The organism is Belliella marina (assembly GCF_042682445.1).
Lineage (GTDB): Bacteria > Bacteroidota > Bacteroidia > Cytophagales > Cyclobacteriaceae > Belliella > Belliella marina.
Window position 1 is genome coordinate 278,991 of record NZ_JBHUHR010000015.1, and the last position, 19,945, is coordinate 298,935.

A 19,945-nucleotide genomic window follows, 5' to 3' on the forward strand; every position below is an offset into this window, starting at 1 on the left:
GCTTACACCTCCATCACAAATTCCCCAATCCAAAACAGTTTGTCTGACTTAAAGACAGCCGTTCCTTCTTCTACCTCGACGAAAGTAGCATAAGTAATGCGCTGGATTTGGCTATCATCCTCTTCCTGAATCTCAATAAATGTGCCTTCAGGCGCATGAAGCTGCAAGCTAGCTCCGGCAAACCATTTTTTGAACTGTCCATTTTTCACTGGAAAATACCTCATGGGGGCATCCCAGACCACCAAATCAAGAAATGAAAGCTTAGCTTCCAATCCAAAAACCTGTTGATGGTCAAACCCAATGATATTGACTGCCTCATGTTTGGTAGCAATCAAATATTGTAATCCTTCCTCAAGATAATCCTCGTTGTTGACTCCCAAAAATTTTACTGGATACTGCTCTTCCAATAGGATGTAATTTTCTTTTTGGAAATCCATACCCGCTATGATCAAATCAATTTTGATTCCCCAAGAAATCACTGTATGAACCTCCTCCTGTGTCACCAATACGGTAGGTGACCATTCCAAAAGCGGAGCTATATTCTCGTAGCCAAAGCCTTTTGTGTTCAAAATCAATAAAGCTGGTTCTTGTTGTTCTTTTACAAAGTGGTGGGAAGACATGGTGCTTGTGTAATTTTTTTTTTAAGTAATGAAAAGATCAAACCTAAATATAAATAATTACTAACCATTGTTTTGAAACTAAAATCGTTTAAAATTTGTAAATTTATATTATGGAAAAGATCGTAATTCAAACTAAGGATAAATCAAAGCTTGATCTAGTAAAGTCAATGCTTGAAGCTATGCGGATTGACTTTAAAGTAGTTACAGATCAAGTTGTATCAAAAGAAAACCCTTCGCCAAGTAGAGACCCGTATTTTGATAACCCAAAAAATATTGAAAATATACTCGAAGGAGTAAAGCAAGCGCAATCTGGGAAGGTTGTTAAATTGAGCAAAGATAAACGCAAAAAAATGCTAGGCTTGTGAGTTTTGAAATCATCTTTACTAAAATTGCCGAAAAGGATCTCTTGAGGCATAAAAAATCTGGAAATAAAAAGCTCATCAGAAAGCTTGATCAATTGTTAGACGAACTTGAAGAACATCCTGAGACTGGTACCGGTAAACCAGAGAGATTGAAGAATAATCTATCTGGATTGTGGTCAAGAAGAATAAATCATGAACATCGTCTTGTTTATTCTATTGATGGTGAAAAAGTCATAGTCACAGTAATTTCAGCTTTTGGACATTATTAAACCGCTATAAAATGATAGCGGTTTTTTTGTGACCAACCCGACACATACTGGTTGATGTCTAATCTTTACTTTTAGAATTAGATATTTTCACTTCCAAGTTCTCAGGAAAAACTCCTGGGCATTCTTGAAAGCTAATTTTTCAAGTTGATCATGTCCCAACTTTTCAGATAGTGTAGCTAAGACTTCGGGGTATTTGCTGGCGTTTTCCACATTGGGAAAGTAGAATGGAATCCTTCCAATATCGGGGAATCCAACTGTATAGAAGAAATCTGCACCAAAGCAGATCTGGTTTTCAGCTCCTTTTTCAAATCCATAAAGGATGTGTTCGTAGATTCCGTTTGGATCCTCTGTATCTACGAATGCTCTCAGGAAATTCACTCCGACAATACCCTTTCTTAGGATGATTTCTTTGACAAATTCATCTGTCAGGTTTCTTTTGTGATTCCAAATCGACCTGAAGTTCGAGTGGCTGGCGATCACAGGCACATTCAAACTATTATTATCGATATGGTTGAGAATACCCTCTGCAAGTAAATCGGATGTATGGGAGAGATCTATGGCTATTTTTTTCCCTGACATATAGTCCAGCAATCTTTTACCATCATCTTTTAGCCCGATGCCTTCAGTATAATTTCCACCACCAAATCGATTTTCTTTGTGGTGTGTCATGCTGATGTAAGCCAATCTCCCTGTTTTTGAGATAATTTTATCCAATCGCTCAAAAGCAGTTTGGATAGGTACAGTTTCATTCGCCAAACCTGATGCGCTCTCTATTGCCGCCAAGATTCCGGTTTTATTTTGATCTTCAATATTCCCCAAAAAGTCGGTATCAGCTCTTTCGAGGTCTGTGGAAAATGCATTCTGAATAGCCTCAAAGTGGGCCACTTGCTTATCAGCGAAGTCCATGCTGCTTGGAACTACATCTGTGAATATCGCCAATACCTGCATTTTTACATTTCCAGCTTTCAAAAAAGGGATGGCACAAGCAATATCTTCAGTTTTGTCCGCTCTGGCTCCTGGCACACTTGCCAGATAAGAAAGCAAATCACAATGGGTATCGACTATTGGGGTCTTCATGGGGTTGATTTGATTTGAAGATCAAAGAAACTCAAAAAATGACAGTTTTTTTATACTTTTAGACTTCTTTTGAGTCAAGAGGCTCAAAGTCTTCAATGACCTAAAAGCCTCACTCAACAGATAAGTCTCTAATTATTACGAAGAAATCAAACATTCATCACTCAACCACTTTCGATATGCCTATTTCAAAGCCTATTAATTTCACCAAATGGATAGACGAGAACAGACACTTGCTCAAACCACCGATTGGAAACCAACAGATTTATAAAGACAACGAAGACTTTATAGTCATGGTAGTAGGCGGTCCCAATTCCAGGAAGGATTATCATTATAATGAAGGTGAGGAGTTTTTCTTTCAAATTGAGGGGGATATAACACTTAAGATAGTGGAAGATGGCAAGCCAAAGGACATAAACATCAAAGAAGGAGAAATTTTCTTGTTGCCACCCAAAACCCCACACAGTCCGAGGAGACCTGCGAATACGATTGGATTGGTCTTCGAGAGATATCGAAGAGCAGGTGAGCGGGATGGGTTTATATGGCATTGCGAAAACTGTGGCGAAAAACTCTATGAAGAGTATGCCGAAGTCACTGATATCGTCAATCAATTACCACCAATAATGGAACGCTTTTGGTCAAACCCAGAACACACCAAGTGCAAGAGCTGTGGAACGGTAATGACCAAGTAAGGAAGAAAGCGAACTGAGCAATTTCATACCTATATATTGACTAAACAAAACAGGATTAACCCTAAATAAAACGAAAATGTCCCATCCAATAAATTTTGATTTCAGTGAAGAGTTTGCTCGGAAAATGGATGAAAAAGACCCGTTGAAAGAGTTTCGTTCAAAATTCATTTTCCCCAAAGTAGATGGAAAAACGGCGATATACTTCTGCGGAAATTCACTCGGAATACAGCCCAAAACTACCAAGCAATACATACAAAAGGAGCTGGACAATTGGGCTGATCTGGCCGTTGATGGGCATTTTTATGGAGAAGATGCTTGGTATCATGTCCGAAAAAAATCCAAACCGGCACTGGCAGAGATCGTTGGGGCGCATGAGCATGAAGTGGTGGCAATGAACAATCTGACATCAAACCTCCATTTTTTGATGGTGTCATTCTATCAACCCACAGCCGAGAAATTCAAGATCATCACAGAAGCAGGTGCATTCCCCTCAGATATGTATATGCTGGAAACCCAAGTCAAATTCCATGGCTTGAATCCTGATGAAGTAATCGTAGAATTGACACCCAGAGAAGGAGAACATACTTTGAGGACTGAAGATATCCTGAAAACTATTCGGGAACATGGGGATCAATTGGCCTTGGTGATGATGGCTGGGCTGCAGTATTATACCGGACAGCTCTTCGATATGGAAGCTATAGCCAAGGCTGCCCGGCAAGTTGGTGCTTATGTTGGCTTTGATTTGGCACATGCCGCTGGCAATGCCCAATTATCCCTGCATGATTGGGAAGTTGACTTTGCGACATGGTGCAGTTACAAATACATGAATTCGGGTCCTGGAAATATTTCGGGGGTATTTGTGCATGAAAAACATGCCGAAAAACCAGATTTGCCCCGATTTGCAGGTTGGTGGGGCCATGATGAAGGTGAGCGTTTCAAGATGGAAAAGGGTTTTAAACCCATGTTTGGGGCTGATGGCTGGCAGCTTGCCAATTCAAATGTATTGGCATTGGCAGCCCATCAGGCATCATTGGATATCTTCTTGGAAGCAGGAATTGGGAATTTAAGGAAGAAAAGCGAAACTTTAACTGGATATTTGGAGTTTTTGATTCAGAATATAAGTGGAAAAAGCGGTGTAATAGAAATAATTACACCAAAAAACAAGAACGAAAGAGGTTGTCAGTTATCTTTGCTCGTTCATAAAGGAGGTAAAGCGGTGTTTGACGAACTGTACCAAAATGGTATAGTAGGTGATTGGAGACATCCGAATGTTATCAGGATTGCTCCGACCCCCTTGTACAACAGTTTTACAGATGTCTTCAGGTTTGCCCAAGTCCTGAAACAGTCTCTCCTAAAGTTTGCATAAAAGTAGGGCATTGAAATGGAAGTGATGGATAAAAATGATATTAGCATCTTAGGTGCTGGATTAATTGGATCTCTTTTGAGTATTTATTTGAAAAAAAGAGGCCTTGATGTTTCAGTATTTGAAAAAAGGCAAGACAACAGACAATCACAATATAAAGAAGAAGGTCGTTCGATCAACATGGCTTTGAGTGATAGGGGTTGGAAAGCATTGGATAAAATTGGTTTAAAGGATAAAATCATGCCTTTGGCCATACCGATGTATGGAAGAAGGGTTCATGATGAACATGGAAAGACTACATTTATCCCCTATGGCAAAGAAGACCAAGCTATCTACTCAATCTCAAGAGGCAGGTTCAACAGGGTACTGATTGACGAAGCTGAAAAAGAAGGGGTGAAATTGAATTTTGGCCATAGATGTGACCATGTCAATCTCAGCAAGGGGGAATTGCATTTTACACAAGGGGAAGATAGAAAGCAGGTCCTTTCGAATATAATCATCGGTGCAGATGGAGCGTACAGTTCCTTGAGGATGGCGATGCAAAAGCAAGGAAGGTTTAATTACAAGCAGGAATATATCTCCCATGGATACAAAGAGTTGACAATCCCCGCAACAGCTGAGGGCGAGTTTGCCATGGATCCCAATGCGCTTCATATTTGGCCGAGGGGGAAATTCATGCTGATAGCACTGCCCAATCCGGACAAATCATTTACATGTACCTTGTTTTTACCATTTGAGGGAACAAAGGTTTGTTTTGACAAAATCAACGATGAAGTAGATGTCAAAAGTGTCTTCAAGACATATTTTGATGATGCGTTTCGTCTAATGCCTAACCTTGCGGTAGAGTATTTCAAAAACCCAACTTCAGCATTGATCAATATCGAATGTTTTCCTTGGGTACATGAGCGGGCATTATTGATTGGGGATGCATCACATGCGATGGTTCCTTTTTATGGTCAGGGGATGAACTGTGGTTTTGAAGATTGCTTTATATTGGATGGTTTGATTGATAAATTTGGAACTACTGCATGGGATTTGGTTTTTGCGAAGTTTCAAAAAATCAGAAAACCTGATACAGATGCTATCTGTCAGTTGGCACTTGAGAATTTTGTGGAAATGCGGGACGCAGTCTCTGATCCCAAATTCTTGATCAGAAAAAAGATCGAGGCGAAGCTCCATGCCTTGTATCCAAAGGATTGGATCCCACTATATACCATGGTGACATTTTCAGACATTCCTTACTCGGAAGCCTATGCACAAGGTAAATTGCAGGAATCGATTATGAATAAGGTCATGGCAAACCCTTTGATTACCCAAAACTGGGATAAGCTGGACTACGGTGATATCATAGACCAGATGGATGCTACAAAAGCAGTCTAAGTTTATGAAAAAACCAAAAAAGGGCTGTCTTAAAAGTTGATTTTGTGACTGCCTAACCATATATTATTTGGGCAACCACCCTACAAAAGCAAGAAGGGAAGAGAAAAAGGCTAAAGGATCAACCTCTTTAGCCTTTTTCTTCTTCCCATTTTTGTGGTTGGTTCAATTTTCACATTTGTATTTTGAGAAAACAAGCTGCTTTTAAAATATGCCAGACTTTAATCGGCTTTAGTCCATTTTATAGTGCATCCTATAGCTTTGGTTGTCTCCAAAGCTATTTTTTCCCCAGACAACAATGCATTCATTGCATTTTCTACGTACTTTTCTGTGACTGCGGAAGGATTCTGGTAGTTGTTGTCAATAGCCCCGATATATTTCACAATAAGCTCATCACCTTCCTTGTTGAGTAGATATACATGGGGAGTCCTTGTGCCTCCATATGCTTTTATGATTTCCTGTGATTGGTCGTAAACATAGTGAAAAGGGAAGTTTTTGTCATTTGACCTTTCCTTCATTTTATCGAAACTATCCCCTGGACTTAATTTCGCATCGTTGGAGTTGATGGCAATTACAGGGTATCCTTTTGAAGCAAACTTCTCATGCAGGGCAATCATCCTGTCTTCATATGCCACTACATAGGGGCAGGTATTGCAAGAGAATATAACTATTGCACCTTTTGCACCACTGATACCTGATATAGACACCCATTCACCATCTACGCTTTGGAGTTTGAAATCCGTGGCAGCATCACCAATCTGGTAACCTGCATTTTGCGCCAAAACCGCATTGGGAAGTGAGTAGAGCAACATCCCTCCCAATAGTATCATGATCAATTTTTTCATTTTATTTAAGGTTTATAAGTGATAAATTATTTTATGTGGATATACGCTTCCTTGCCAGTAGACCTATAGACCATCCTCAACAAAGGATCCATCCAGTATGTTGATGTTGTTAACCGTTGACATTCGTGCGCCTTGGCGTAGTTGAAGATTATCAGTAACATTATGCCCTTGGTATTTATTTACTGGCAAAGTAGCAGATAATCATATTATTTTAAATCTAAAGGCTTGATATCAATGACAGGAGCTCTTCTTCAGACACTTCCCCTTCATGGAACACTTTCTCTCCATTAGGTTTGATAAATAGTGTTGCAGGGATTGCTCCAGACCACTTGGGACTTACTTTATTGATCCATTTGTCATAATCCACATCATTCAATAAGTATACTGGGTTTTGGATTCCTCTTTTTCCCATAAAGCTCGTGACCCTTTCAGGATTTCGACTGTCATCCATTGATATGAACACCAACTCCAAATCTCCATTGTCGGCAGCCACACTTTCAAAATAGGGCATCTCCTTTACGCAAGGAGCACACCAAGTTGCCCAAAAATTAAAGACCCTGATTTTTTCTGATGGTTCTGTCATCATGCCTTCAAATTCCTCAAATGTAATAATCCTGAAATCCTCAAGATTGGATTCTGTACTCGGTGCGGAAGCAAGAAAACAACCTAGGAGAATAGGGAAAACATATGCATGTAGGTAGCCTTTCATTTTTATTGTTGTGCTTGTTATATAGAAACAATCAAGCAGTACCTGAATGTTGTTCTAAGTTATAAATGAACAGCCAAATTTTCTTCTATTCGGAATACAATATTTTAGCCGTAAAAGAACTACGAATCAATGCCAAATTTGTTTGACCACTCATCAAAAACCTTTAAAAAACGACGTATGTCAACAAGTAAAAAAGCAAGTGTTTTTTATCCACAATTACAAAAAGTTATCCACAACACTATTCCGTAACACTTCATCACACTGACTACCAATCACTTATGAACTTGATAAAACAATAGTATTTGTGGATAATATGCTGTAAATGAGATTATTAAAATTTACACATGTTTTTCCAAGGTGGATAAATTCAAAAACAGAATATTATTTTTCAATAAGGGTCTGCTCTGGACATTCAACTTCCGTGAGGCCTAAACCCTATCTCAGTAAATATACATCTTCCCCACTTTTTTGATATAAATTTTCCAACAAGGGAATCCTCTTAATGAGGTTTTCAAAGGCACTTTCCTGATCAATGATAACCTCGGGCCTTTCTGTCAAAAACTCTTGGTATACACTGGCCATATCGGCAAAATCATCGAAATCCTTCAGGATCCTGTTGGACAATTTGCTGTTGAGATAAGAGGTAGCTAAACTGGCTTCTTTGTAATAGGCGATATCGTCTCCAAGCACAAGGATTCTTTTTCCTGCCGTTATCTTGTGCTTTTCCTGGTACTTGACTTCATAGGAGCGAAGATTTCCCGAATTTTTCTGATAAGCCAACCAAGAGTACCCAACCAACGGCACACCAATAAAGAAAACAACAGCTAAGACATTGAGCGCTTTGGCATGAGTCAGGTAGATGAAGATTTGGCTAATAAAATAAGTCAACGCAGGAATCAAAATTATCCACTGATAGGGAGTACTTCTATTGGTAAGAAAAATAGAGGAAATGGCAAAAACCAAAAATATCACAATCAATTGCCTCTGCTTTTGCTGGTTGACCGTGATCAATTTGAACCATGCCCCTACAAAATACCCAAAGAGGGCCAATAGGATCGGCAATGCAAACAACACGACCACGTCCATGAATCCCACATGAGAATAGATATCGATGATTCGGGTTGCGAAGAAATATTCGAATATAAATTCAGGCAAAGCATCCATCCAAAAATAATACAATCCACAGAAGACGATAGGAAGGAAATAACCAATCAAAGACAAGACGAATTGGTTGAAAGAAAATCCGCTCACCGCTATTCCAGCAACTATCAAAAAGGGCAAAAAGATCACCAAAGGAAAGTGGAAGCAAGTGGCAATCCCACCAAAAACCCCTACCAACAATACCGAATCAGACCCCTCTTTTTGTAAAACTGTCTGGGAGAATAACTGTCCCAGTGCCAAAACTATAAATGTACTGCCCATCAAGGCTGGCGAGATTGTCAAAAAATCGAAAGAAAGATGAAACAGGACAATCATCACTGCAGCAGGTATATAGGTATTTTCTTCAAATGATTTGTATTGGATAAATAGGGAATTGATATAAGCCACCTGGAAAAGGATCACAATCCCAGCAATGAATTTATATATAAACAAGTTTTTGCCAAATACCAGATGGATGATCCAATAGACCCCAGCTGACAGTGGGCCAGTGTCATCGACGACATCCTTGTACATGTGGAAGCCACTCGCAAGACGCTCTCCCGCGAGCATCCATATGAGCTCTGGCTGTATCATGGGAGCCTTCAATACCCAATAGTAAATACTACTCAAAACGACAAGTATGAGCAGGATTCCAATCATGCGAAAGGGATCATTGATTCTAAAAAAACGGAGCAAAATCTAGTTGATGTTAAAAGGTGTGACATTCATACCCCACGAAATTAAAGGTTACTCATTTAATTCACTAAATTTGTACCAACTATTATCATTATGGAAAGTAAAAGACAACAAAAATATTCTAAGTTGATTCAAAAGGAACTTGGGGAAATTTTTCAGAAAGAGGCTAAGCTATTGGTAGGCAATGCAATGGTCACTGTAGTCAGGGTGGGTATGAGTCCGGATTTAAGTGTGGCAAAGATTAATCTGAGCTTGCTGCTGGCAAACAACCAAGAACTTTTTGAGAAGATCAATGAGCACAAAAAAGAAATCCGTAAGTATCTGGGCAAGAGGATTGGAAAAAGTGTAAGGATCATTCCTGAGTTGGCGTTTTTTATGGATGAATCCGCTTCATATGCCCAGCATATGGACAAGGTAATATCCTCGTTGGATATTCCTGAGGCTTCAGAGGAAGATGGGGAGGAGGAAGATTAATTCCAAACAACTAAGTTCTTGAACCTCTCCTTTTTCATAGCGTCAAGATATTTCCGTAGCAAAAAGAAACGGAATTTTATCACCATCTTATCCCGGATCTCCATGGTTGGAGTAGCGATTGGTACGATGGCATTGGTGATCGTGCTTTCTGTTTTCAACGGCCTGGAGGATTTGGTGAGGGGGTTGTATGCCTCATTTGATGCTGAGCTGAAGATAGAAGCTGTTCAGGGGAAGTCCTTCGTTGTAGACAGTGAATTCCTGTCAAAAATCAACCATGTCGAGGGGGTAGAGATAGTTACCGAGGTCATAGAAGACAATGCCCTTTTCAAATATAAAGATTACCAGCACCTTGCCAGGTTGAAGGGGGTATCGGGGAACTATTTAGACCACGGGAGATTTCAGGAAGGATATGTCTCGGGAAAACTTGACCTGGGGACTGACTCCCAACCCAGGGCCATCATCGGTCAGGGCGTTGGTTTTTACCTTTCGATAGATATAGAAAATGAATTCGAGTTGTTGCAGGTTTTTTATCCAAAAGCCCCCAGAAACGCTGGCACTTTGGATCCTAGGCAGCTCTATTCCAGAAATGTAATCAAACCCTCCACATTTTTCAGCATCGACAAAGAATTTGATGACAATTATATCATCGCCCCTATTGGTTTTGTGCGAGACTTGCTGAATTACGGAGAAAAACTGAGTTCGATAGAAATCAAAGTCCGTGAAGGGCAGCGGATTTCTTCTGTAAAGAAAAGACTGAAAGCAGCTTTGGGTGAGGACTTTACGGTCAAAGATACGGATGAACAGCATGCCGGACTTCTCAGGACTATCCAAATCGAGAAGCTTTTTGTTTTCATCACTTTGAGTTTTATCCTTGCAGTAGCATCTTTTAATATTTTCTTCTCACTGTCTATGATGGCCATAGAAAAAAAGAAGGATACGGCTGTATTGGTTGCTATGGGCGCCAAGACCAAGCTGATAAAACAGATCTATTTGAAACAAGGGGCAATCATTGCCTTTTCAGGGGCCGTCATTGGTCTGGTATTGGGTTTCATTTTTTGTCTGATCCAAGACACCTTTGGCATTATAACATTGGGGATCAGCTCTTCCGTGATAGAAAGTTATCCAGTGAAAATGATCTGGACGGATTTCTTGTGGACAAGCATCGCTGTGATCGCCATCACATTTGTAGCATCCTATAGGCCAGCGGTAATTGCCTCCAAAGTGAAATCAACGGATCTATAGTATCTTTCATATATATCCTCTTACTCACCAATAGCCACTTAGTATATTTTACCTTTAATATTTCCAGGGGCTGTTGACTATGTCTCGGCGCACAAGTGTCAACCGTCGACTATTATCCGCATGATTTCATATGCATCTTAACTGCTGGTGCCATTGCGGATAACCATAATCTATGTTATATCAATTTCAGGATTTCATCGATGTATTCCCTGGAATTAGAGAGTCTAGGCACCTTATTTTGCCCTCCCAACTTCCCTCTGGATCGCATCCAGGATTCAAACAATCCTTCTGCCACCAAATGTACTTTGGGAGCTGTCAATGCCAAATCCTTGTAACGTTTTGCGTCATAATCTGAATTGATTTCCCTCAACGAGACATCCAATAAATCCCTGAATAAATCCGGATTGTCCGGCATGGTTTTGAACTCTACGATCCATTCATGTGCTCCTTTGGATTTTGAATCATTGAAGTACACGGGAGCTGCAGTGAAGTTCATAATGCTTGCTCTGGTTTTTTCAGCCGCCATCTGTATGGCTTTCTCTGCATTTTCCACAATAACCTCTTCCCCAAATGCATTGATAAAGTGCTTTGTCCTTCCTGAGATTTTGATCCGATAGGGGTATGTGCTTGTAAACTTGACAGTGTCTCCAATTTTATACCTCCAAAGCCCTGCATTGGTCGAAATCAAGATGGCATAATTTTTCCCAACTTCAACATCGCAAAGAGGGATTACTTTCGGACTTTCCTTTTCCAATTCTTCCATAGGGACAAATTCATAAAAAATCCCATAATCCAACATCAGAAGGAGTTCATCAGAATCTCTTTGGTCTTGGATGCCGAAAAAACCTTCCGAGGCATTGTAAGTCTCCATATAGTGCATGGTCTCACTTGGGATCAATTCCCTGAAAAGGCTTCTATACGGCCCAAAAGCCACTGCACCATGGAAAAACACTTCCAGATTTGGCCATACTTCAAGGATATTTTTTGCTTTTTTCAACTCCAATACCCTTTGAAGCAATACAATAGTCCAAGTCGGCACTCCAGAAATACTGGTGACATTTTCATGCATTACCTCCCGAGCCATCCGGTCTATTTTCGCCTCCCACTCTTCCATCAAAGCAATATCGAGACTTGGGGTTCTGGCCATCTGAACCCAAATGGGAAGGTTCTGGGTGATCACTGCAGAAATATCTCCCACTCGGCTTGTTAGGTCTGGAGAGATCGGGTTGGGTGCCAGACTGCCACCGATAGTCAGGGCTTTTCCAGAAAACAGTTTGCTTTCGGGATAGTTGTTGACATACAGGGAAATCATGTCTTTCCCACCTTTGAAGTGGCATTCTTCAAGCGACTCTTGGGACACGGGAATATATTTGCTCCTGCTGGAAGTAGTGCCTGATGATTTTGAAAACCACTCTATCTCTGTTGGCCAAATCACATTTTGAGTGCCTTCCATAGTTTTTTCTATGTAAGGCTTCATCTCTTCATAATCATGGATCGGGACATTTGAGGCAAAATCATTGTAATCTTTGATTTTTGAAAAACCATACATCCTGCCAAATTCCGTTCTTTTGGCATTGTCTATCAGTTCAAAAAGAATCTCTTCTTGAACTTCAATCGGGTTTTCCATAAAATTTTTGATTTGACCAATACGGTTTTTAAAAATCCAGGTCATAAAAGTATTGACTACTTCCATCAATTAAACACTTTACGTTTCAATTCAAAATTTTGTCCCAAGTATACTTTCCTCACTTGTTCGTCTGCGGCAAGTTCTTCTGCTGAGCCAGCTTTGAGCAATTTCCCTTCAAACATCAGATAGGCCCGATCGGTAATCGATAGTGTCTCATTCACATTATGATCGGTGATCAGGATTCCTATGTTTTTGTTTTTGAGCTTCGCCACTATAGTCTGGATCTCTTCTACAGCGATGGGGTCTACACCTGCAAAAGGCTCATCCAGCAGCACAAACTTAGGGTCTACAGCCAATGCCCGTGCAATCTCCGTCCGCCTCCTCTCTCCTCCGGACAGTACCATCCCCAAGTTTTTTCGCACATGGGTCAGGGAGAATTCCTCCAAAAGACTCTCGACTTTTTCTTTTCTCTCTGCTTTTTTCAGCTTAGTCATTTCCAACACAGCCATGATATTCTCCTCCACAGACAGTTTTCTGAACACAGATGCTTCCTGCGCCAAGTAGCCAATGCCTAATTGCGCTCGTTTGTACATCGGTAAGGATGTGATATTTTTATCCTCCAAAAAAATCTGACCCTCATTGGGCTGAACCAAACCGACTATCATATAGAAAGAAGTCGTCTTCCCTGCCCCATTTGGGCCCAATAAGCCAACTATTTCACCTTGTTTGACTTCTACGGAAATGTCATTGACAACTTTTCTGCTCTTGTAAACCTTCACAAGGTTGTCTGCCTTTAATATCATCATATCAATCGAATTTTATGTCTTTGACATACAGCTGCAAGCTACTGTTATTTCTGAAGGTATTTTCCCTGATTTCGAATGCCAAGTCGAACCTCATCTTTTGTTTCAGCATTTTGTATACAATCTCGTCCTCGTATTTGGTTCGGTCTGCCATTCCAAAAGCAATACATACCGGTTTGGTGACCTGACCATTTTGAACGACATTGAAACGAAGATGTTTTTCTTTGAGAATCCTCACGTCTTCTGCATATACTTGGTTGGCATAGAAAATAGGCTCGGAATTGCCCGGTCCAAAGGGTGCCATTTGTTTCAATATGTTATAGAATTTATAATTGATCTGATCCAATAGAATCTCATCATCCACCTCCAAGACAGGCATCAAGTGTACATCTTGGATTCTGGCACTGACTACTTTCTCGAATTTCTCCTGAAATGCCACCACATTTGATACCGACATGGTCAGACCGGCTGCATACTTATGTCCTCCAAATTGCTCCAGCAAATCACTGCATTCACTGATCGCTTCGTAGATGTTGAAATCATAAACTGATCTGGCACTTCCAGTGGCTTTATTGTTGGACTCTGTCAGGATGATTGTTGGCCGGTAGTACTTCTCGATACATCTGGAAGCTACGATCCCTATCACTCCTTTGTGCCAATCTTCTTTAAAAAGCACTGTGGATTTCATTTGGTGGATGGTATCTTTCTCTTCGATCATCTGAAGGGCTTCCCTTGTGATGTTTTCATCAAAGTTTTTTCTGGCTGCATTGACCGTATCTACGATTTCTGCCCGGCGCATGGCATCGTCGAGATCTTTGGAAATCAATAATTCCACAGAAGCTTTGGCATGTTCCAACCTTCCTGAAGCATTGATTCTTGGCCCGATCTTGAAGACGATATCAGAAATATCAATTTCTTTTTCGATCAGATTGCTTTTTAATATCAATGCTTTGATACCCGGCCTGGGGTTGTTGTTGAGCCTTTCTATCCCATAAAATGCCATTATCCTGTTCTCCCCGGTAATCGGGACAATATCCGCCGCTATGCTGATCGCCAACAAATCCAAGTAAGAAGTGACTTTGGATGCATCTTTGCCTGTTTTCATGGCATATCCCTGAATCAACTTGAAACCAACCCCACAGCCACTCAATTCTTTGTAGGGATAAGTACAATCTGTCCTTTTAGGGTCGAGTATAGCTACTGCCGGAGGCAGTTCCTCTCCTGGCGTATGATGGTCACAGATGATAAAATCCACTCCCAATTCCTTGGCCAACTTTACTTTTTCTATGGCTTTGATCCCACAATCCAAGGATATTACCAGTTTGAAATTTTCTTCTGCCGCATATCTGACCCCCCTTTCCGAAATCCCATAACCTTCTTTGTACCTATCTGGAATATAGAATTCCAAATGGCCATAAAACTGGCTCAAATAGCCATAGACCAGAGCCACTGAAGTAGTGCCATCCACATCATAGTCCCCATAGATCAAAATCTTCTCTTCGGCGGCGATTGCTTGGATCAGACGATCCACTGCCTTGTCCATATCCTTCATCAGGTAGGGGTCATGGAGCTTGTCCAAATCCGGCCGGAAGTAGTCTTTTGCTTTTTGGAAAGAATTGATGCCTCTGTTGACCAACATGTTGGCCAATGTTTCATTGACATTGATTTCACTACTCAAAGAATTCACATCCTCTATATCCGCCTTTTCTCTGATCTTCCAGTTGTACACCATAAGGCTAAATTACTAAACTGAATGGCTAATTAAGTATAGGGAGTTGAATTTATTTGTTCTTTTCTGATAAACTGGATTCTGGTTTATATCTTAGATATGTGTAGTTTTCTGAGAAAATTAAAAATTTACTGGCTAATTTAAAGGTTAAAAATATATCAGCTGATATTGGAAAGAATTAAGAAAATATAAGAATACGGATATGGAGCAGGGTTACCGTTTGCAACCTTTTAAAAATGATACTGAGCGTTTGGAATAATTGTTTAAAATGCGTGAAGAGATGTTGCAAAAGGATCCCCTGTTAGCGAAAGTTAAAAAACGAAGAAAAAATGAGCAAGAAGGAAAATAAAAAATTAGAGTCAAAGGAAATAATTCGCTCTTCATCAGCAGAATACTTAACCTTTATTGCAGCTACGGGAGAAGGCGGTGTGGATGCTATTTATGCTGAAGAAAATGTATGGCTGACACAAAAAATGATGGGTACGCTTTATAATGTAGAAACGCATACCGTGAATTATCACCTCAAAAGGATTTTTTCTGACAGTGAAGAGGAAAGCGCAGTTATTCGAAATTTTCGAATAACTGCTTCAGACGGTAAAACTATAATAAACAGCATTTTATAACTTCGAAAAACACTTTATTCAAATGTCTTTGATCCCATCTAAAAACAGATTAGCACATATAGTTTTCGAACATGATGACAAAGCTTCAAGAGCTTTTGACATAACCATCCTGATTTTGATATTGGGGAGCGTCATTGTGGTGATTTTGGATTCGGTAAGTGCTATCCGGATGGAGTACCATGCATTTTTCACTGTATTGGAATGGACTTTTACTGTACTTTTTACACTGGAATATTTACTTAGGATTTGGTTGAGCAAACGAAAATTAGGCTATGTCTTGAGTTTTTATGGTCTCGTGGATCTTTTCGCAATTGTCCCGACTTATTTGAGCCTGATTCTTTTGAACACCCAGTTTCTGGTAGTAATCAGGTCACTGAGGTTGCTTAGGGTCATCAGGGTCCTGAAATTGGGCAGGTACCTGAATGAAGCTGAATTTCTGAAAGAAGCATTGAAGGCAAGCAGGGCAAAAATCCAGATATTTATTGGGTCTGTTTTGGCGATAGTATTGATAGCAGGTACACTGATGTATATTGTGGAAGGACCTGAAAACGGCTTTACCAGTATCCCCATGTCCATGTATTGGGCCATAGTCACTTTGACTACTGTAGGGTTTGGCGACATCACACCACTGACAGCATTTGGAAAGTTCTTGGCTTCCCTGATCATGCTGATGGGCTATGGAATCATTGCCGTGCCGACAGGTATCGTAACTGCAGAAATGGCAAGTGTAAAGAATAGAATCAGCATGGCAAATGCACGTACTTGTAGCAATTGCAATTTTATAGAATCTGACCTCCAAGCTAAATTCTGCAAAAATTGTGGTGAGAAATTCCCTGAAAAATAAGCCTTGATTTTATTTCATCCGTTATACTTTTTAAAATTCACTAAAACATATGAAAAAATCTATTTTCTTTTGCTTGCTGCTGGTCAGTGTGGGATTTACTGCACAAGCCCAGTCCGACGAAGTCCAGGAATCATTCAATGAATGGAAAATCGTAACAGTGGTAGAGTCCATCATTCCGATGGGTCTTGGGAGGTCTAGGATGATCGAAAACATGACAGAGGTAGATACCGAACAGTTTCGGACTTCCAGGACAGACGGGAAGAAGTCTTCCCAAAGAAATGTAAGTCGCAAAGAGCTTAAGGTAGACAAATTTGACGAGGCCAAGCTGTTGAACTTTTTTAGTGCAACAGGGATAAATTTCCAGAACATTGCTTCAAATGATGCGATGATAGCAGCTAGAATCATGGAGCTGGAATCGGAAGGGTATGGTTTGGTGTATGTTACAAGTGCAGTTGAAAGCCATGCTGGAGCGGAAGATAGCAGTGGTCTGTTTATTACCAGAATGTTTTTCAAAAGGACTTTAACCGATTAGACATTGTTCGTCTGACCTCCCAAGCACTAGTCAGGGCTGAAGGAGGTCAGACAAATAGTATACTTTTTGGCATCGAAGTTATAATTTTTTTATCTTTCATTCATGAAGTTTAAGATTGCGATTCTAGGTACAGGAAATGTGGCTTCCCATCTCGTCCCTGCTTTGGAAAATGCGGGACATACCATCACTGAAATTTATGGTAGAAATCTGGAGGATGCAGAAAAATTGACTGAAAAGGTCTATGTGGCAGAAGCTGTAGATGATTTGGATTTCTCTGAAAGTGAAGCAGAAATATTCATTCTGGCGGTCAGCGATGCTGCCATTTCGGATATAGCTGATGAGATTATCCTACCTGAGGAAAGCATTCTTTTACATACTTCGGGAACTGTCCCATTAAGTATCTTAGGCTACAGCTCTGCCTCCTATACTGGTGTTTTTTATCCTTTGCAGACCTTTAGCAAGGGGAGGAAGATTGATTTTGAGGATGTTCCATTTCTGCTGGAGTCTGAGGATGAGGAGACTTTGCAAAAATTGAAAAAACTGGCTAAGAGCCTTTCTCCGAACAACTACTTGGTAAAATCAAAAGATAGGCTGGCATTACATGTAGCAGCTGTATTTGCAAGCAATTTCACCAACCATATGATAAGGTTGTCGGAAGAAATCATGGCGAGACAGGGATTGGACTTTGAAATGATCAAACCCCTGATCATTGAGTCTATCAGCAAAAGTTTGGAAATAGGTGCCAAAAAAGCCCAGACTGGTCCAGCCATACGGGGAGATTTTGGCACACTGGACAGCCATCACCATTTTCTGAATTACAATGAGCAAGTGGCAGAGCTGTACAGGCTTATCTCACAGGATATAATCGATGTGAATTAGTCCTCCCAAACTCCAAATTTCCCAGCTTGATAATCTTGATAGGCTTGCATGATTTCTTGCTGAGTATTCATCACAAAAGGACCGTGTGCTACCAAAGCTTCGTTGAAAGGCATGGCATGCCCCAAGAGGATTACTGAATCTTTTGATGCTTTTACCGTCAAGGAATCTCCATCGTTATTGAATTCAATGAGGTTTCTGAATGGAATATTTTCACCCTGAATCTGTACTTCTCCCCTCACTACATAGAAAAACACATTTTCTTCTTTTGGGATAATTTTGGTGAATGAACTCCCTGGTTTGAGGTAGAGAGTACTCATCAGCATCGGACTGATGGTTTCGAGAGGTCCTCGATAGCCATTCCACTCACCAGAGATCAGTTGTACGCTGATTTTTCCTCCATCCAGTTCAAAACGCGTGATTTCTTCATTTTGCAAACCTACGTACTTGGGTTTTGTCATTTTGTGTTTGGAAGGTAAATTCACCCACAATTGAAGTATTTCAAGGTCTCCTCCCTCTTTTTTGAATTTACCTGAGCTGACCTCCGCATGGATCAGCCCACTACCTGCAGTCATCCATTGGATCCCCCCTTTTTCAATAACGGACTCATGACCACCGGAATCTTTGTGCATGATGTCTCCTTCCAAGATAAATGTGACCGTTTCCATTCCCCTGTGCGGATGTGGACCAAACGGAAGTCCATTGTTATTTTTGGGGTAAGTTTGAAATCCATGGTGATTGAGAAAAATAAAAGGATCAATTTGCCTTAGATTCTGTGAGGGCAAGGGGTTGTAGGTGATGAGATCTGCGATTGGATGGTAAGATGCCGGATGTATTGCCTTGATTGTTTTCATTGTCGAATTTGTGTGTATATACATTCAAATCGCTTTTCCATCAAATTTGTTCCATGCTAAACAAAAAAAGCACTGGGTTTGAATCCAGTGCTTTTCTATAGTCTTTATTCTAAATGACTTCCCAATATTATTTTAACCAAGCTAATTGAACTTCGTCTGGCGCTTTCATCCTATCGGCTACCCGCATGTAACGGTCAGCTAGGTTTGCCAAATAATCTTGTGCTTTTGAAGCCACATCATTCAATCCTGACAATTTTTCGATATCCCACAATTTGACCAAGTGGTCAATGATTCTGGCATAATCCCATCCGGTATATACCCCGATTTTCTGTGTGATGGCAGAGAATTGATCAAACAGGGTAGGGTTTGCGCTTCCTTCTCCCATCAATACCGCAGGCATCACAATCTGCTTGCGCATCATTTTTTCGAATGCCATGATTGCCCCATTAGGATCTATTTTGAATATCTCAGACATAAAGCTTTTATAGGCTTTTTCATGCCTTGCTTCATCTCCGGCTATGGTTTTGCAGATCCTAGAAAGGACATCGTCACCAGCTTTGTCAGCCAGCTTTCCTGTATTGACGTGGGATACTTTGGTAGCCCTTTCTTGAAATGAGGTATAGATAATGGCTTGATACGGATCTTTTTCTGACTTTGGATCAAACCCATTGTAAATCAACCTGTGGATTGTCTGCTCCACTTTCTTCATATCGGCTCTTCCTGAGAGATAGAGATACTTGTTGAGAAGATCACCGTGACGGTTTTCTTCAGCAGTCCAAGCTTTGGACCATCTCACCCATCCCGAAGGGCTGAGCAAGCTTCCTTCCTCATTGATTCCTTCCAGCAAATTGAAATAAGTCTGGTAACTGGGAAGTGCCTCTTCGGTAATCATATTTCCGATTAGAGAAGTGATCACGGTATCCGGAATACCTGCAGCTCTCTCCTGAAGGAGTTTCACTTGATCGAAGGCATCCAATTTAGCCATATCCGGCAAAAAATCCGTTGGCTGCCAACAATCATCCGGATCAACCAAAACATTGTCCACAGCATGACCCACGAAATCATCCAATTGGCTGATGACTTCCATGTTTTTTTCTAATTCGTAATTGATATTTTTTGACTTGTTCATAATGTAATCATTCAACACCCTACAGAAATCCCCAAAAATTCTTTAGTCATAGATTTATGTCGGGA

At 40.5% G+C, this 19,945-nt stretch carries 21 protein-coding genes; 11 read left to right on the plus strand and 10 right to left on the minus strand.

The annotated features are described in order from the left end of the window. Positions 1–2: 2 nt before the first annotated feature. Positions 3–620 (minus strand): thiamine pyrophosphokinase, encoded by a 618-nt coding sequence (locus ACFSKL_RS05495; RefSeq protein ID WP_376884190.1) that lies wholly within the window; start codon positions 618–620, stop codon positions 3–5. Between the two features lie 110 nt (positions 621–730). Here ACFSKL_RS05495 and ACFSKL_RS05500 point away from each other — a divergent pair, with 110 nt between their 5' ends. Together ACFSKL_RS05500 and ACFSKL_RS05505 are read left to right on the plus strand one after the other, a co-directional pair. Further along, positions 731–985 carry a DUF2683 family protein gene (locus tag ACFSKL_RS05500; protein WP_376884192.1) on the plus strand — a complete coding sequence of 85 codons (255 nt, stop codon included), beginning with the start codon at positions 731–733 and terminating at the stop codon, positions 983–985. Then, entirely contained in the window at positions 982–1,251 is a 270-nt protein-coding gene (locus ACFSKL_RS05505; RefSeq protein WP_376884194.1) for a Txe/YoeB family addiction module toxin, read from the plus strand. The genes ACFSKL_RS05500 and ACFSKL_RS05505 overlap by 4 nt, the downstream gene beginning before the upstream one ends. Positions 1,252–1,338: 87 nt before the next feature. Here the strand turns inward: ACFSKL_RS05505 and ACFSKL_RS05510 are convergent, their stop codons facing one another. Continuing rightward, a complete protein-coding gene (locus tag ACFSKL_RS05510; protein ID WP_376884196.1) occupies positions 1,339–2,328 on the minus strand; it encodes a dipeptidase in 990 nt (329 codons plus the stop codon). A 176-nt stretch (positions 2,329–2,504) separates the two neighbouring features. Here ACFSKL_RS05510 and ACFSKL_RS05515 point away from each other — a divergent pair, with 176 nt between their 5' ends. The 3 genes from ACFSKL_RS05515 to ACFSKL_RS05525 all read left to right on the plus strand — a co-directional run bounded on the left by ACFSKL_RS05515 (position 2,505) and on the right by ACFSKL_RS05525 (position 5,760). Next, a complete protein-coding gene (locus tag ACFSKL_RS05515; protein ID WP_376884198.1) occupies positions 2,505–3,017 on the plus strand; it encodes a 3-hydroxyanthranilate 3,4-dioxygenase in 513 nt (170 codons plus the stop codon). A 76-nt stretch (positions 3,018–3,093) separates the two neighbouring features. Further along, on the plus strand, positions 3,094–4,383 hold the full coding sequence (kynU, locus tag ACFSKL_RS05520; protein ID WP_376884199.1) for a kynureninase: 1,290 nt from the start codon (positions 3,094–3,096) through the stop codon (positions 4,381–4,383). A 24-nt stretch (positions 4,384–4,407) separates the two neighbouring features. After that, a complete protein-coding gene (locus ACFSKL_RS05525) occupies positions 4,408–5,760 on the plus strand; it encodes an FAD-dependent oxidoreductase (RefSeq protein ID WP_376884201.1) in 1,353 nt (450 codons plus the stop codon). A 218-nt stretch (positions 5,761–5,978) separates the two neighbouring features. Here ACFSKL_RS05525 and ACFSKL_RS05530 read toward each other — a convergent pair whose 3' ends face one another. The 3 genes from ACFSKL_RS05530 to ACFSKL_RS05540 all read right to left on the minus strand — a co-directional run bounded on the left by ACFSKL_RS05530 (position 5,979) and on the right by ACFSKL_RS05540 (position 9,111). Continuing rightward, on the minus strand, positions 5,979–6,602 hold the full coding sequence (locus ACFSKL_RS05530) for a thioredoxin family protein (protein WP_376884203.1): 624 nt from the start codon (positions 6,600–6,602) through the stop codon (positions 5,979–5,981). A 217-nt stretch (positions 6,603–6,819) separates the two neighbouring features. Then, the gene (locus ACFSKL_RS05535; RefSeq protein WP_376884205.1) at positions 6,820–7,311 is read right to left on the minus strand and encodes a TlpA family protein disulfide reductase; all 492 of its coding nucleotides are present in this window, start codon (positions 7,309–7,311) and stop codon (positions 6,820–6,822) included. Between the two features lie 435 nt (positions 7,312–7,746). After that, positions 7,747–9,111: a hypothetical protein gene (locus tag ACFSKL_RS05540; RefSeq protein WP_376884207.1), complete on the minus strand. Its 1,365-nt coding sequence runs from the start codon at positions 9,109–9,111 to the stop codon at positions 7,747–7,749. Between the two features lie 129 nt (positions 9,112–9,240). Between ACFSKL_RS05540 and rbfA the strand changes: the two genes are divergently transcribed. After that, a complete protein-coding gene (gene rbfA, locus ACFSKL_RS05545) occupies positions 9,241–9,621 on the plus strand; it encodes a 30S ribosome-binding factor RbfA (RefSeq protein ID WP_376884209.1) in 381 nt (126 codons plus the stop codon). An 18-nt stretch (positions 9,622–9,639) separates the two neighbouring features. Continuing rightward, the gene (locus tag ACFSKL_RS05550) at positions 9,640–10,863 is read left to right on the plus strand and encodes an ABC transporter permease (RefSeq protein WP_376884211.1); all 1,224 of its coding nucleotides are present in this window, start codon (positions 9,640–9,642) and stop codon (positions 10,861–10,863) included. Positions 10,864–11,038: 175 nt separating this feature from the next. Here the strand turns inward: ACFSKL_RS05550 and ACFSKL_RS05555 are convergent, their stop codons facing one another. The 3 genes from ACFSKL_RS05555 to recJ are packed head-to-tail and all read right to left on the minus strand — an operon-like array spanning position 11,039 to position 15,025. Further along, positions 11,039–12,556: a GH3 auxin-responsive promoter family protein gene (locus ACFSKL_RS05555; RefSeq protein ID WP_376884213.1), complete on the minus strand. Its 1,518-nt coding sequence runs from the start codon at positions 12,554–12,556 to the stop codon at positions 11,039–11,041. Continuing rightward, entirely contained in the window at positions 12,556–13,293 is a 738-nt protein-coding gene (gene lptB, locus ACFSKL_RS05560; protein ID WP_376884673.1) for an LPS export ABC transporter ATP-binding protein, read from the minus strand. Before lptB ends, ACFSKL_RS05555 begins: the two co-directional genes overlap by 1 nt. Before the next feature lie 4 nt (positions 13,294–13,297). Then, the gene (recJ, locus tag ACFSKL_RS05565) at positions 13,298–15,025 is read right to left on the minus strand and encodes a single-stranded-DNA-specific exonuclease RecJ (protein WP_376884215.1); all 1,728 of its coding nucleotides are present in this window, start codon (positions 15,023–15,025) and stop codon (positions 13,298–13,300) included. Positions 15,026–15,351: 326 nt separating this feature from the next. On the opposite strand from recJ, the gene ACFSKL_RS05570 reads away from it, so the two are divergent. The 4 genes from ACFSKL_RS05570 (at position 15,352) to ACFSKL_RS05585 (ending at position 17,900) form a co-directional block, all read left to right on the plus strand. Beyond that, positions 15,352–15,645 (plus strand): hypothetical protein, encoded by a 294-nt coding sequence (locus ACFSKL_RS05570; protein ID WP_376884217.1) that lies wholly within the window; start codon positions 15,352–15,354, stop codon positions 15,643–15,645. Positions 15,646–15,667: 22 nt separating this feature from the next. Further along, positions 15,668–16,489, plus strand: coding sequence for an ion transporter (locus ACFSKL_RS05575; protein ID WP_376884219.1), 822 nt, complete (start codon positions 15,668–15,670; stop codon positions 16,487–16,489). 49 nt (positions 16,490–16,538) lie between these two features. After that, entirely contained in the window at positions 16,539–17,021 is a 483-nt protein-coding gene (locus ACFSKL_RS05580) for a hypothetical protein (protein WP_376884221.1), read from the plus strand. A 102-nt stretch (positions 17,022–17,123) separates the two neighbouring features. Continuing rightward, a complete protein-coding gene (locus tag ACFSKL_RS05585; protein WP_376884223.1) occupies positions 17,124–17,900 on the plus strand; it encodes a Rossmann-like and DUF2520 domain-containing protein in 777 nt (258 codons plus the stop codon). On the opposite strand, the gene ACFSKL_RS05590 is transcribed toward ACFSKL_RS05585, so the two are convergent. Together ACFSKL_RS05590 and ACFSKL_RS05595 are read right to left on the minus strand one after the other, a co-directional pair. Next, a complete protein-coding gene (locus ACFSKL_RS05590; protein ID WP_376884225.1) occupies positions 17,897–18,751 on the minus strand; it encodes a pirin family protein in 855 nt (284 codons plus the stop codon). The two genes, ACFSKL_RS05585 and ACFSKL_RS05590, sit on opposite strands and share 4 nt — an antisense overlap. A 127-nt stretch (positions 18,752–18,878) precedes the next feature. Beyond that, on the minus strand, positions 18,879–19,880 hold the full coding sequence (locus ACFSKL_RS05595) for an acyl-ACP desaturase (protein ID WP_376884227.1): 1,002 nt from the start codon (positions 19,878–19,880) through the stop codon (positions 18,879–18,881). Positions 19,881–19,945: the final 65 nt, after the last annotated feature.

Excerpts from the sequence above, each read along its gene's own strand:
- ACFSKL_RS05570 (WP_376884217.1), top strand. The coding sequence starts at position 15,352 with ATGAGCAAGAAGGAAAATAAAAAATTAGAGTCAAAGGAAATAATTCGC.
- ACFSKL_RS05495 (WP_376884190.1), bottom strand. The coding sequence starts at position 620 with ATGTCTTCCCACCACTTTGTAAAAGAACAACAAGAACCAGCTTTATTG.
- ACFSKL_RS05500 (WP_376884192.1), top strand. The coding sequence starts at position 731 with ATGGAAAAGATCGTAATTCAAACTAAGGATAAATCAAAGCTTGATCTA.
- ACFSKL_RS05525 (WP_376884201.1), top strand. The coding sequence starts at position 4,408 with ATGGATAAAAATGATATTAGCATCTTAGGTGCTGGATTAATTGGATCT.
- ACFSKL_RS05575 (WP_376884219.1), top strand. The coding sequence starts at position 15,668 with ATGTCTTTGATCCCATCTAAAAACAGATTAGCACATATAGTTTTCGAA.
- ACFSKL_RS05555 (WP_376884213.1), bottom strand. The coding sequence starts at position 12,556 with ATGGAAGTAGTCAATACTTTTATGACCTGGATTTTTAAAAACCGTATT.
- ACFSKL_RS05595 (WP_376884227.1), bottom strand. The coding sequence starts at position 19,880 with ATGAACAAGTCAAAAAATATCAATTACGAATTAGAAAAAAACATGGAA.
- ACFSKL_RS05535 (WP_376884205.1), bottom strand. The coding sequence starts at position 7,311 with ATGAAAGGCTACCTACATGCATATGTTTTCCCTATTCTCCTAGGTTGT.
- ACFSKL_RS05540 (WP_376884207.1), bottom strand. The coding sequence starts at position 9,111 with ATGATTGGAATCCTGCTCATACTTGTCGTTTTGAGTAGTATTTACTAT.
- ACFSKL_RS05590 (WP_376884225.1), bottom strand. The coding sequence starts at position 18,751 with ATGAAAACAATCAAGGCAATACATCCGGCATCTTACCATCCAATCGCA.
- ACFSKL_RS05585 (WP_376884223.1), top strand. The coding sequence starts at position 17,124 with ATGAAGTTTAAGATTGCGATTCTAGGTACAGGAAATGTGGCTTCCCAT.
- rbfA (WP_376884209.1), top strand. The coding sequence starts at position 9,241 with ATGGAAAGTAAAAGACAACAAAAATATTCTAAGTTGATTCAAAAGGAA.
- recJ (WP_376884215.1), bottom strand. The coding sequence starts at position 15,025 with ATGGTGTACAACTGGAAGATCAGAGAAAAGGCGGATATAGAGGATGTG.
- ACFSKL_RS05510 (WP_376884196.1), bottom strand. The coding sequence starts at position 2,328 with ATGAAGACCCCAATAGTCGATACCCATTGTGATTTGCTTTCTTATCTG.
- kynU (WP_376884199.1), top strand. The coding sequence starts at position 3,094 with ATGTCCCATCCAATAAATTTTGATTTCAGTGAAGAGTTTGCTCGGAAA.
- lptB (WP_376884673.1), bottom strand. The coding sequence starts at position 13,293 with ATGATATTAAAGGCAGACAACCTTGTGAAGGTTTACAAGAGCAGAAAA.
- ACFSKL_RS05515 (WP_376884198.1), top strand. The coding sequence starts at position 2,505 with ATGCCTATTTCAAAGCCTATTAATTTCACCAAATGGATAGACGAGAAC.
- ACFSKL_RS05580 (WP_376884221.1), top strand. The coding sequence starts at position 16,539 with ATGAAAAAATCTATTTTCTTTTGCTTGCTGCTGGTCAGTGTGGGATTT.
- ACFSKL_RS05530 (WP_376884203.1), bottom strand. The coding sequence starts at position 6,602 with ATGAAAAAATTGATCATGATACTATTGGGAGGGATGTTGCTCTACTCA.